Below are 13960 nucleotides of genomic sequence, written 5' to 3'. Positions count from 1 at the left end.
ATCTCCTCTCCCTTCTTTTTAATCTAAACGAGGATTAAAATCCCTTAAGTGGTAAGACAAATCTTTGAGCATTGCCTTACGTCCTTTGAACCTTTCATCTGCCATCAGACGCTCATATTGTTTTGATTCTTCTGGGCTGAGACGGCTTCTATACTCTGACATGGCACTTCTAAAGGCTACCAGTTCATCTAGATAAAGCTCCTTCATTCTTAAACGATGGCCTATCTCGCTGACCTCTTCATAGGGTTGCCTGTCCAATTTGCGTTTTTGACTCTCTTGTCGGCGAATCAAATCATGAATTCTGTTCCGAAACTTGGTCTTGAAGTAACGGTACAGTCGTGGTTGATCTTCCAGTAGATTAGGATGGCTCTTTATCAATTCGTACAAAACCATCATCCCTTCCTGCCTCCAATCTGCATACTCCCATAAGTGCAGATAATAATCTTTATAACATCGCTTGACTATCCCTTCAACTTGTTTGTATACGTCCTCAAACTTCATTGACTAGTCCTTTCTTTTGATTTTAGAGGTTTTATCCTCATCTATTAATCTATCAAAGATCCTGGTGTTCTTGGACGTTGTTCGGTATTTGTCACTAATTTATTTTTATAATGAATTTAAAATTGCTTTTCACATACTCTTTGGTGAATTTTTTTGCAAAAAAACAAATCATCCTCAAGAATGATTTGTTATTAGATATTAGAGTTCTTTTTTATAGTTCTCTAATTCAGTTTTGTTAGCCCAAACAAAGTGGCCAGATTTAATTTCAACCATTTCAGGTTTTTCAACTGAATAGTCATGTTGATCTGGATCGTAGACTTTAAGGACTTTTTTACGCTCCAAGATTGGATCTGGAATTGGAACGGCCGATAATAACGATTTGGTATAAGGATGAATTGGATTGTTAAAGAGCTCTTCTGTTTCAGCAACTTCAACAATAACACCTTTATAGATTACTGCGATACGATCCGAAATGAAGCGTACCACTGACAAATCGTGAGCGATGAATAGGTAGGTCAACCCCAACTCTTTTTGGAATTTCTTTAGAAGGTTTAGGACTTGAGCACGAACGGATACATCCAAAGCAGAAATTGGTTCATCAGCAATAACGAAATCTGGTTGCATGACTAAAGCCCGCGCTATCCCAATACGTTGGCGTTGCCCTCCTGAAAATTCATGCGGATAACGTGTCAAATGTTCGGAAAGCAATCCAACTTCATGAATAATATTCTTAACCTTTTGTATTCTTTCTTCTTCATTTTCAAACAAATGATAGTTGTACAAGCCCTCAGAAATGATATAGTCAACTGTTGCACGCTCATTTAAGCTTGCCGCAGGATCCTGGAAAATCATTTGAATCTTACGAATAATCTCCGCAGATTCTTTTCTAGACTTCTTCCCATTAATCTGCTTTCCATCAAAGAAGATTTCACCTTTACTCGTTTCGTTCAAACCAATGATTGCACGACCAATTGTAGTTTTCCCTGAACCAGATTCACCTACGAGCGAGAAAGTTTCACCTCTATTAATAAAGAAATTTGCATTTTTAACAGCGACAAATTTCTTCTTCCCTTCACCAAAGGAAATCTCCAAATCTTTAACTTCTACTAATTTTTCAGACATTTCCTTCCTCCTAGCCTTCTAAATGAGCAAAGCCCATATTCAAGCGAATTTTATCATGTAAATTTTCAATAATTTCAGGCTTGTGAACCTTTGGTGCATCTTCATGAAGCAACCAAGTTTTAGCCCAGTGAGTTTCTGTGACTTGGAATTGTGGTGCTTTTTCTTCGAAATCAATTTGCATAGCGTAATCCGAACGAAGAGCAAAGGCATCACCTTTCAACTCGGTATAAAGAGACGGAGGAGTTCCTGGGATAGAGAAGAGTTCACCATGATCATTGGCCAACTGTGGCAAGCTAGATAACAAGCTCCATGTATAAGGATGGCGTGGATCGTAAAAAATTTCTTCAACCGTCCCGTATTCAACAATCTCACCAGCATACATAACCGCTACTTTATCGGCAATACTAGCAACAACACCCAAGTCATGAGTGATAAATATAGTTGTAAAGCGGTATTCGTTCTGCAATGATTTCAAAAGTTCGATAATTTGTGCTTGAATTGTCACATCCAAAGCTGTTGTTGGCTCATCACAAATTAGAATATCTGGACGACAGGCAAGAGCAATCGCGATAACAATACGTTGGCGCATTCCTCCAGAATATTGGAAAGGATACTCTTCAAACCGACGTTCTGCATCAGGTATTCCAACTTTTTTCATATAGTCGATTGCCATTTCTTTGGCTTCTTTTGCATCTTTGCCTTGGTGTTTGATAATAACTTCAGTAATTTGGCTTCCTATTGTATTGATTGGATCCAAACTAGTCATAGGATCTTGGAAAATCGTAGCGATCTTAGCACCACGAATTTTTTCCCAATCTTTATTTGATTTTAAAGTTGTCAAATCTTGACCACGGTAGTTAATAACACCTTGCGCAACGCGCCCATTATCTTCCAACATCCCAGTGAATGTTTTAGTCAACACAGACTTACCTGATCCTGATTCTCCTACCAAAGCTAATACTTCTCCTTCAACCAAATCAAGGGATACACCTCGAATGGCTGTCAGGACTTTATCACGAACGTCAAATTCCACGACAATATCGCGAGCAGTCAATATTACATTTTTATTTTGTATCATATTTACTCCTATCTATGTGTACGTGGATCACTAGCATCCGCCAAATTTTGTCCGACGATGAAAAGGGACAAGGATACCAAAATCAAGGTTGTCAACGGAATCCAGAAAAGGTAAGCATTGGTTGTAACGTTTTGTGAATAGTCAGAAATCAAACGCCCTAAACTTGGCACAGTTACTGGAAGCCCCAAACCAAAGAAAGAAAGGAAGGCTTCATAAGAGATAAAGCTTGGCAGCATTTGAGAGCTAGTTGTCATGATAACAGATACCAGTTGTGGCATAATGTTTCGAGCAACAATTTTAAAAGTAGACGTTCCCAAAGTACGGCTGGCAAGGTTGTACTCTAAATCACGATACCGCATGATTTGTACACGAATTAAGTAAGCAATCGAAATCCATGAAGTAATTGTCATGGCAAAGATTAGATTCCAGAATCCAGCTCCGATCGAATAAGTCAAGACAATAACAATCAATAATTGCGGAATATTTGAGATGACATTATAAACTTCCATCATAACGCGGTCAACAGATTTAGAAATCCCCCAAATACCACCAACAACAATCCCAATGATCAAGTTAATGGCTGTCGCAATAACGGAAATCAAGATAGAATTACGAGCACCAAACCATACTCCATCAAAGAGAGATTTACCATTGCTATCTGTACCAAACCAATATTTTCCATTTGGCGCAATATAACGAGCACTAAAATCATTAACTTTACTTACATCGTTATAATCAAAGTCAGACAACATTGGGTAAATAAAACTCATTAAAATAATGGTTAGCAAAATCGCCAACATAACAATGGTAGATTTCTTTTTCAGAAATTGACGAATAACAGATCTCCAGTATGAATAGGCTGGAGCATCAATTGCTTCAGAGGCAAAATCATCGCGTTTGACAAATTGGAATTTATTTTTATCAATAGAAGCCATTATTTACCTCCTTTTGTTGTTAATTTAATACGTGGGTCAAGCATTGTCATCAAAATATCACCTAAGAGTAAGGCAAAGACTGATAAACCAGTGAAAATGAAGACCAATCCGACTACCATAGAGTTATTTGAAGCTTTAACTGAGTCGATCAACATTTTACCCATACCAGGGAAGGCGAAGACAGTCTCTGTCAAGGTTGCCCCTTGAATAACTCCAATAACAGCCCCTGGAATTCCTGATACCAATGGAACCATGGCATTTTTGAAAATGTGTTTATTTGAAATTTCTTTTTCAGATAATCCTTTAGCACGAGCAAAACGTACAAAGTCTTGGGATTGCAAGTCAATCATATAGCGACGAATCCATATAGCTGTGCTTGGCGCACCCAAAAGTCCCAGAATTACTGCCGGAAGAACATATGAACGCCAGTCTCCTGCGCCAAGAACTGGGAAAGAATCTGGAAGACCAACCGAAGAACCACCTAAGCGAATAATATAAACCAAGGCAATTGTTGGCAGGGCCAAAAGGAAGGTCAAGAGACCTGTTAATGAACTATCAATCCAAGTGTTTTTGAAGCGAGCCATGTAAGACCCTAATGGGACAGCAATCAGATAAGAGATTGCAATACCAATCAAACCAATAATCGCTGAGCTAACAAGCATGGATGGATATTGATAGTTGCTCTCTGTAGCTGTATATGGATCATCTTTTCCATAGTTTGCAATATCTCGCGAATCAGCTTTACTTGGTGACTTGTAAGTTCGTGAATAGATATTAACTGATGAAATTTTCTTTCCTGTAGGGAATTGAACTTCAGCTGACTTTGTTTGTCCTTGGCCTTGTGAAATAACCTGTAACACAGGAATATTTGCATAAGTTGGGTAAGAATTTCCTAAGTTCAAGGTCACAAAATTTTGATGAACAAACGGAAATTGAGCATTAAAGTATAGTAAATATTTATGCTTAGTCCCTGATCCAACTACAGACCAACCAATAGCAGGGTCGTTTTCAATACGAATATAACGTTTAAGTTTTGGATTCGTTTCATCTTTGACAAAACCAGTATGGTCAAATTGAATCAAATTCCCGTAGAAGCCAAGAACACGTTCAAGAACTGGCACCTCACGAACAGCATAAAACTGCTTGCTTTCTTCAAATTGGTGAAGCTTCCAGCCATTACCTAATTTTTTGATATAAGCTTCGTAGATTTTTTTGTTTGCATCAGTTCCTTCAACAGTTACAGAGCTATCTTCCTTGCTAGCTTTCTCCTGTAACTCTTTCGTATCATAATAATCCACATAGCCCATACGTTCATAGATTGTGTTTTCGTAATTGGCTTTTTTATCTTTTGTGGTTGCTATCTTGTTATAGTTAGGATCCTGTTTAAAAATCAATTTTCTTGGCACCATAGTATAAATAATGGTATAGGTCAAAGCCGTTACTAAGAAAATCGACACCAGGGAGCGTAAGATACGCATAAATATATATTTCTTCATTTATCGTTTCCTTTAAAATCCCAAAAGAACTTTCTCTCCTTTTAGAGAAAGTTCTAATGTTTGGTTATTTCACGTGTTTTTCTAACTCTTCTTGTGCTTTTTTATTAGATTCTGCACGTTCTTTATTCCATTTTTCTTGAGCTTTCTGATATTCTTTGGCTGTGACAGCTTTATCTTGTAATTTCAGATATTTGTAACTTGCCATGTCACGACCTTTAGCACCAGACCAAGCAAAAGGAGCTGTAAATGGTACAATCTTAGTTAAAACTGGACGTCCAGTCCTACTTGTTGTTGGTATCAACAAGGCGCTATCTGTTAGCCATGCTTGAGCGGCTGCATATTTTTCATAGCGTTTATTTACATCTGTCTTTTCAGCGCTAGCTTCATCAACTAGCTTAGCATACTCCTTCAAACCAACTTGGTCTGCAGCTGCATTTTCTTTACCATCAAACCCTAAGAATGTCTTGGTATTTTCACCGCCAGGCTTGATAATTTCAAGATAAGTTGATGGATCTTGATAGTCAGGAGACCAACCAACATTATCAGAAATATCCCAGTCTTCTTCAGCAGCTGAAGCAGCATAATATGTGATGTTCAAAACATCATCAGTCTTCATTTGATGAATGTCAACAACCACATTGTCTGTCCCAAGCGAGCTCTCAATTGATTGTTTCAAAGATTGAACACGCTGAACTTTAGCACTAGCAGTTTGGTCTACTGGCATATCCAAATGAATAGGGAATTCTACACCTTCTTCTTGGAGAGCTTTTTTAGCTTTCGCAAATTCAGCTTTAGCTTTTTCTTTATTGTAAAGACCATCTTGAGCATCGTCGAAGTTTACATCTTTCCACTCATCTCCATAGCTAGCCACTTTTTCTTTCACAAGTTCGCCGAAGCTCTTACCATCTGCCTGAACAAAAGTAGGTGGAATGTAGAGATTGCGGAGCATTTTCGTAGCCCCTTCTTTACCGTTAACTTGTGAAGCATAAGCCGTTCTGTCGAATGCAAAACTCAAAGCTTGACGGAAATCTTTATTCATCAAAGCTTTCTTTGTTGATGATTTTTGTGCATCACTTGACTTAGCTGTGTGATTGTACGCTTGACGATCAATGTTCACCCCAACTAAATAGCTTGAAGAATCTTGAGGAGTATAAACGATATTATCTTTGGATTCTTTTTCTACTTTAGAGAAGGTAGCACTTGTAGGAGCCAGTCTAGCCGCACTTAGAGCACCTTTAGCAAATTGCTCAGCTGGTTTACCTTGATCTTGCCCGTCAAAGTATGTTAATTTAACATCGCTCACATGGACATTATCTTTATCCCAATAATTTGGATTTTTAGCAAATTCAATAGATGATTTAGATGTGATAGATTTTAGTAGGAATGGCCCGTTGTATAGAAGACTAGTTGGGTCAGCAGCTTGAGCAAACTTGTCGCCTTTAGACTTCAAGAACTCTTCATTGACTGGATAAAGGATACCCATTGTTGTTTTAGAGTTCCAGAAACTTTCTGGCTCATTTAAAGTATATTGAACTGTGTGGTCATCAACTGCTTTAACACCAACTGATGAGAAATCCTTTGTTTTACCATTAACGTAGTCATCCAAGCCCTTGATAGAACTTTGAACAAGATAAAGAGTTTCAGACTTGTTGTCAGCAGCGTACTTTAGACCTGCCACAAAGTCTTGTGCCTTGACATCAGCATATTCTTCACCATCAGAAGTATACCATTTAGCATCCTTACGAAGTTTATAAGTATAAGTCAAGCCATCCTTAGACACTGTCCAATCTTCAGCCATCGATGGAACCAAGTTTCCATAGTTGTCATTTTCCAAAAGACCATCAATCAAGTTAGCTGTAAGGTCAGTTGTTGCTGCTTTACTAGAGATCAAATAATTCAAGTTTTCTGGATCAACTTCGTAGATATAGTTAAAAGCTTGATCTGCGCCAGAGCTTGATGTGTTTGATGTGTTTGATGTAGAATTTGAGCACGCTGCAAGAACGCCAGTAGCCAAGAGAGCAACTCCCGCAAGTGCAAGGATTTTACCTTTCTTCATCGTATATTCTCCATTTCAATTTCAAATTTAGTTTTGTCTAAGATTATATCACATAATAATTTAAATGTAAACCAGAATTGTCAGAATATTTTGTGATATTGACCTACATAGCCCACAAATACAATGGTTCCTATAGGATATTCAACTTGTGAAATATTGGCGATTTCAAAAAAACGGGTCTTATTATCCTCTTTTCGTTCTAAAAAAACAACTATCCTTCTTCTCACTTAATTACTAAAACACCCCTATCTCTCATTGAGATAGGGGGAATTATGGATTATTTTATATGCTTCTCAAGTTCTTCTTGAGCTTTTTTGTTAGATTCTTCTTTTTCTTTAATCCATTTCTTCTCAGCTTCTTGATACTCTTTCTTCGTCACTGGTTTATCTTGAAGCTTGATGTATTTGTAGAGGAAGGCACCATCTGATTTGTTACCTGTCCAACCAAAAGCAGCAGTGAATGGCACAACCCTAGTTACACCAGCTCCTCCACCATTTGAAGTGCTTGGAATCAAGATCGAACTATCTGTCAACCAAGCTTGAGCAGCTGCATATTTTTCATAGCGTTTTGTTGTATCTGTCTTTTCAGCAGCAGCTTCATCCAACAATTTTCCAAATTCATCCATGCCGATTTGTTTAGCAGCAGCATTTCCACTACCAGCTTCAAATCCAAGGAAAGACTTCGTGTTATCACCTGTTTCTGGGTGTAGAATCTCTAAGTAGGATGACGGATCTTGGAAGTCAGGAGTCCAGCCAAGTTGGTCTGTGATATCCCAATCCAAAGCAGCTGCATTTGGAGCGTAGTAAGTGATGTTCTGAACATCTTCTTGGGATAACATTTGAATATCAACCACAACATTGTCTGTTCCTAAACTCTTTTCAATAGACTGTTTCAAAGATTGAGCCCGTTTTACAATAAGAGTATTGGTCTGGATTGTTGGTATGTCCAGATGAATTGGGAATTCCACGCCTTCTGCTTGAAGAGCTTCTTTTGCTTTGGCGAATTCTGCTTTTGCTTTCTCTGGATTGTAGAGACCGTTAGTCGCATCTGAGAAATCAACATCTTTCCACTCATCGCCGTATTTGACAACATCTTCTTTTACGACATCTCCAAAATTCTTGTCACCAACTTGAACAAATGTTGGTGGGACATAGAGGTTACGAACAGATTTAAGGGCTCCTTCTTCACCGTTCACTTGGTCAGAATAGGCCTTACGGTCATAAGCAAAGTTCAAAGCCTGACGGAAGTCTTTGTTTAAGATAGCTTTTTTGGTAGATGTTTTTTGTGTATCTGTCGTTTTAGAAGTATGATTATAACTTTGGCGATCAATGTTTGTGAAAACAGTGAAAGTAGATGAACCTTGAGGACTAAAGATAATATTGTCTTTATATTCTTTCTCTACAGACGCATAGTTTGAACTACGAGGATAAACACGTGCCTTACTATAAGAGCCGTCTTTAAAGCCACGAATTAAGGATTCTTGGTCTTGCCCATCATAGAAAGCTAATTTAACATTGTCAACATGGACATTATCCTTATCCCAATAGTTCTGATTTTTCGCAAACTCGATAGAGGACTTCGAAGTTATACCTTTCAACAAGAAAGGACCATTATAAAGGATACTTGTCGGGTCAGTAGCTTGACCAAATTTGTCTCCTTTAGATTTCAAGAACTCTTCATTAACAGGGAATAGGACACCCATTGTTAATTTAGAATTCCAGAAGCTTTCTGGGTGTTCCAAAGTGAACTGCAAGGTATGATCATCGACAGCTTTAATCCCTACTGTTGAGAAGTCCTTTGTTTCCCCTTTGATATAGGCATCCAATCCTTTGATGGAATTTTCCACCATATAAAGAGCTTCTGACTTTTTATCTACAGCATGTTTCAAACCTGTCACAAAATCCTTAGCAGTTACATCTGCATATTCTTCGCCATCGGATGTATACCATTTAACTCCCTTACGCAATTTGTAGGTGTAAGTCAGGCCGTCCTTAGATACACTCCAGTCTTCTGCAAGAGATGGAACAAGATTACCATATTGGTCATTTTCAAGCAAACCATCAATGACATTAGATGTGATTTCATGGGTAGAGGTCTTATTTGATAAGGTATAGTCCAAAGTTTCTGGGTCTGTTTGATAAACATAAGTAAAATTAGTATTTGTGTTTGATGATCCAGACTTAGAACTAGAGCAGGCAGCCAAGACACCAGCAGCAAGTAAAGTAACACCTGCCATGGCTAAAACATTGCGTTTCTTCATAACATTCTCCTATTTAGGTTAGATTTATCTTAGATTATAACACTTCTCAAATAGAAATGAAAACCTTTTTATCAAAAAAAATCTATATTGTTATAATTATTTTTTATAGCTGGTTATAGCATATTGGGACGTGCCTGTGAAATCATCCAAAAGAGACGATCAAACCAAGCAAAGACACTACTTAAGGCTTGATAATCTCAAGCTTACAAAAAACGAGAAAGCTATTTAGCCTCCTCGTTAGGGTAATTGTTATTTTACATGTTTTTCTAACTCTTTTTGAGCTTTTTCATTAGATGATTCTTTTTCTTTCATCCAAGTTTTAAATGCCTTCTCATAATCCTTAGAAGTCAAGACATCGTCTTGAAGTTGCATGTATTTATAATTTGTAGCTGTCCCTTTACTTCCAATCCAAGAGTAGGCTCTAGTAAATGGAACTGATTTTTGAACCAGCGGATTAGCACCGTTTGAGATACTTGGAAGGGTCAAACCACTATCTGTCAACCAGGCTTGAGAATTTGCATATTTTTCATAACGCACACTCGTATCAGACGTTTCCTTATTTGCATCATCATTCAGAGCTTTATAATCATTTAATCCTAGAGCTGACACAACGTCTTGATTTTGACCCGGTTCAATTCCAATCGCTTGTAGCAATCCACCATTTGTCGGATCAAAAACATCTAAATATGTAGAAGGATCTTGATAATCAGGAGTCCAACCACTGGTTGAAAGATCATAATCTTTTTGAGCAGCCGAGTTGGCGAAATAACCCGTATTATTAAAGTCATCTTCGGACATCTGCTGGAGATCAACTACTACATTGTCCTTTCCAAGCGCTGACTCAACAGACTGTTTAAAGGAACTAGCTTGTTGGATTCCGGCCTTATCAGACTGACTTACTGGCAAATCTAGATGAATCGGGAAATTTACACCTTGAGCCTGCAGCGCTTCTTTAGCTTTTGCAAACTCTGCTTTAGCTTTTTCAGAATTATATAGACCGTCTTGGGCATCCTCTAACTTGACATCAGACCACTCTTGACCGTAGCTCGCTAGTTTTTCTTTCACGACATCTCCAAAATTCCGATCCCTAATCTGCACAAATGTCGGAGGTACTGCAAGATTGCGCAAGATCATTGATGCGCCGTCTTCGCCATTCGTTTGAGCTGCGTAAGCTTTTCTATCAAAGGCAAAACCGATTGCCTGACGGAAGTCTTTGTTTAAAATAGCAGCCTTGGTATCTGATTTTTGCTTGTCGTCTTTCTTAGAAGTATGATTATAAGACTGACGATTTACATTAAAGACATAGAAAAATGAAGTTCCACCTTGTTGAGAATAAGTAATATTATCCGCATATTTCTTTTTAACAGAAGCATAGTTCGAACTATTTGGGAATACACGAGCCAGGGTATAGGCACCATCGCTAAAATTACGAACTAAGGATTCTTGATCAGATCCATCATAATAAGATAGTTTTACATCTTCAATCGGAACATTTTCTTTATCCCAATAATTTTCGTTTTTCTTATATTCAATAGAAGATTTTGCCGTTAAAGACTTCAAAATATAAGGACCATTGTACAAAATACTAGACGGTTTAGCTGAGCCAAAACTATTTCCTTGGGAAGCTAAGAAATCAGCATTTATCGGGAATAAGATACCACTAGTCGTCTTCGAATTCCAGTAACTTTCTGGCTTATTCAAAGTATACTGCACTGTATAATCATCCAGTGCTTTTACACCTACAGTAGAAAAGTCTTTAGTTTCCCCTTTGATATAGGCATCCAATCCTTTGATAGAATTTTGAACAAGGTAAAGAGCTTCAGATTTGCCATCGGCTGCGTGCTTCAATCCTGTCACAAAATCTTGAGCTTTTACCTCAGCATACTCTTCGCCATCTGAGGTATACCACTTAGCATCTTTTCGAAGCTTGTAAGTATAGGTCAAACCATCCTTAGATACGGTCCAATCTTCAGCAAGAGACGGAATCAAATTCCCATACTTATCATTTTCAAGCAAACCATCAATCAGATTTCCAGTCACATCTGAAGTGGTAGCACGATTAGCAACTACATAGTCCAAAGAATCTGGATCATTACTATATACATAAGAATACACCTTTGTATTAGATGCTGTTGAACTACAAGCAGCTAAAATCACAGAAGATAAAACTGCAAGTCCAACTCCAACAAATCTTTTTTTCTTATTCATGAAATACTCCTTTCAAAATAAGAGATATTCAAATCATCCATGAGAGGTTTTCTCTGAAATATCACTCTAGTTTTTTACCATTTTGTCCATTATACCCTATTTCCCTGAAAAAATAAATCGTTTTAAGTAAAAATTGACTATTTTTTCATTTTTCATGTCAGAAAACATTACATATGAGCAAAAAACTCTACATCACAAAGATGTAGAGCCTTAGGTCTATTTAACATGATCAGCCAATTCTTCTTGAGCTTTGGCATTTGTTTTTTCTTTTTCTTTCTTCCATTTTTTCTCAGCGGCTTTGTAGTCTTTCGCCGTTACAATGTCATTTTGAACTTCTCTGTACTTAAAGACGTAAGCATCACCTTTGATACCAACCAGAGAGTAAGGTTTTGTGAACGGAACTGCCTTCATAACAAGCGGACTACCACCGTTTGATTGAATCGGAATGACCAAAGAGCTATCTGTTAACCAAGCTTGAGCTGCTGCATATTTTGTATAGCGAGCAGTTGTATCTTGTTTTTCAGAGTCTGCCTCTTCATTTAATTTTTTAAATTCGTTCAAGCCCAGTTTGTCTGCTAAATCAGCATTTTGTCCTGGTTCCAAACCGATATTTTGGAGCATATCTCCTTTATCTGGATCAAAAATATTCAAATAAGTTGATGGATCTTGGAAGTCAGGACCCCAACCAGCAATGTTGATATCGTAGTCTTTTTGAGCCGCAGTCTCCGCAAAGTACGTTACATTATTTTTATTTTCTGTAGACATTTGCTGTACATCAATAACAACATTATCTTTACCAAGGGCTTCTTCAACTGATTGTTTAAATGAATTAGCCTGCTGAACCAAGAGGTTGTTTGTTTGTTCAACAGGAAGATCTAAGTGAATCGGGAATTCAACACCTTGTGCTTGGAGAGCTTCTTTTGCTTTGGCAAATTCTGCCTTAGCTTTCTCAACATTAAAGAGTCCATCCTGAGCATCGTCCAACTTAACACCCTTCCACTCATCACCATAGCTCACCAAATCTTTTTCAACTATGTCTCCGAAGTTCTTTTCACCAATCTGAACGAATGTTGGCGGTACTAAGCTATTTCTAAGTGAGCTAGTTGCTCCCTCTTGACCGTTTTGCTGAGCTCCATAAACTGTCCGATTGAAAGCGAAGTTGATAGCCTGACGGAAATCTTTATTTAAGAGAGCAGCTGTTGTAGATGTCTTTTGAGCATCTGTTGTCTTGGCTGTAAAATTGTAGGCTTTACGGTTGTAGTTAAAGGCGTAAAAGAATGATGTTGCATCTTGAGGAGAGTATACAATATTGTCTTTGTATTGTTTTTGCACTGAAGCATAACTTGAACTATTTGGATACAAACGAGCTTGTGTGTATGTACCATCTTTAAAGTTACGAACAAGCGCCTCTTGATCAGAACCATCAAAGTAAGTCAACTTGACGTCTGAAATCTTCACATTGTTCTTATCCCAATAGTTGTCATTTTTTGTATATTCAATAGATGATTTAGATGTGAAGGACTTCAGGAAATATGGACCGTTATAGAGAATTCCTGAAGGTTTTACAGTACCGAAATCTTTACCAGATGATTTTAAAAATTCTTCGTTAATTGGGAAAAGAATACCCATTGTGGTTTTAGAATTCCAATAACTTTCTGGCTGATTGAGTGTATATTGGACTGTATAATCGTCAATCGCCTTAACTCCAACTGTTGAGAAATCCTTACTTTCACCTTTTACATAAGCATCCAAACCTTTGATAGAGCTTTGAACAATCGGCAACGCATCTGAATTATTATCTGCTGCATGCTTCAAACCAGTAACAAAGTCCTGTGCTTTGACTTCTGCATATTCTTCACCCTCAGAAGTATACCATTTAGCACCCTTCCGGAGCTTATATGTATAAGTCAAACCATCTTTTGATACCGTCCAATCTTCTGCTAGAGATGGCACAAGATTTCCGTATCTATCATTTTCTAATAGTCCATCCACTAAGTTTGCAATAACATCAGACGTAGTTTGACGATTAGAATTTGTATAATCCAAGGTATCTGGGTCTGTTGAATAGACATAAGAATAAGTCTTTGAAGCCCCTGAGTTAGAATTTCCACATGCCGCTAAAGTAAAAACAGAAGCAAGCGTAAGCCCTAAAACAGCTAATTTTTTCACTGGTTTCATTGTCGCATCTCCTTTTAATGTTATTTGTATTATTATACTCTATTATTTTATAAAAACAAGTATTTTTTAAAAAATTTTTAAGCATTATATTGTTTTTTGTTCCGCGAACGCCTACACATTCACTTT

Annotated in this window: 9 protein-coding genes; all 9 read right to left on the bottom strand. The window is 37.6% G+C overall.

The window, feature by feature from the left end:
* Positions 1–18: 18 nt before the first annotated feature.
* Complete coding sequence (locus HMPREF3108_RS04630; protein WP_070493472.1) at positions 19–501, bottom strand: sigma-70 RNA polymerase sigma factor region 4 domain-containing protein; 483 nt, start codon at positions 499–501, stop codon at positions 19–21.
* 198 nt (positions 502–699) lie between these two features.
* Positions 700–1623, bottom strand: coding sequence for an ATP-binding cassette domain-containing protein (locus HMPREF3108_RS04625; RefSeq protein WP_060553922.1), 924 nt, complete (start codon positions 1621–1623; stop codon positions 700–702).
* Positions 1624–1633: 10 nt separating this feature from the next.
* Positions 1634–2701, bottom strand: coding sequence for an ABC transporter ATP-binding protein (locus HMPREF3108_RS04620; protein ID WP_008809622.1), 1068 nt, complete (start codon positions 2699–2701; stop codon positions 1634–1636).
* An 8-nt stretch (positions 2702–2709) separates the two neighbouring features.
* The gene (gene oppC / locus HMPREF3108_RS04615) at positions 2710–3636 is read right to left on the bottom strand and encodes an oligopeptide ABC transporter permease OppC (RefSeq protein WP_045634045.1); all 927 of its coding nucleotides are present in this window, start codon (positions 3634–3636) and stop codon (positions 2710–2712) included.
* Positions 3636–5132 (bottom strand): ABC transporter permease, encoded by a 1497-nt coding sequence (locus HMPREF3108_RS04610; RefSeq protein WP_045634046.1) that lies wholly within the window; start codon positions 5130–5132, stop codon positions 3636–3638. The genes oppC and HMPREF3108_RS04610 overlap by 1 nt, the downstream gene beginning before the upstream one ends.
* Positions 5133–5196: 64 nt before the next feature.
* A complete protein-coding gene (locus tag HMPREF3108_RS04605) occupies positions 5197–7188 on the bottom strand; it encodes a peptide ABC transporter substrate-binding protein (RefSeq protein WP_070493469.1) in 1992 nt (663 codons plus the stop codon).
* Positions 7189–7465: 277 nt separating this feature from the next.
* The gene (locus HMPREF3108_RS04600; RefSeq protein ID WP_060553920.1) at positions 7466–9448 is read right to left on the bottom strand and encodes a peptide ABC transporter substrate-binding protein; all 1983 of its coding nucleotides are present in this window, start codon (positions 9446–9448) and stop codon (positions 7466–7468) included.
* Between the two features lie 249 nt (positions 9449–9697).
* Positions 9698–11656 (bottom strand): peptide ABC transporter substrate-binding protein, encoded by a 1959-nt coding sequence (locus tag HMPREF3108_RS04595; protein WP_060553919.1) that lies wholly within the window; start codon positions 11654–11656, stop codon positions 9698–9700.
* A gap of 216 nt (positions 11657–11872) precedes the next feature.
* Positions 11873–13834 carry a peptide ABC transporter substrate-binding protein gene (locus HMPREF3108_RS04590; RefSeq protein WP_070493466.1) on the bottom strand — a complete coding sequence of 654 codons (1962 nt, stop codon included), beginning with the start codon at positions 13832–13834 and terminating at the stop codon, positions 11873–11875.
* Positions 13835–13960 lie beyond the last annotated feature (126 nt).

The sequence above is a fragment of the Streptococcus sp. HMSC10A01 genome (genome assembly GCF_001807785.1).
Classification (GTDB): Bacteria; Bacillota; Bacilli; order Lactobacillales; family Streptococcaceae; genus Streptococcus; species Streptococcus gordonii.
This window is presented reverse-complemented; position numbering and strand designations above follow the sequence as displayed.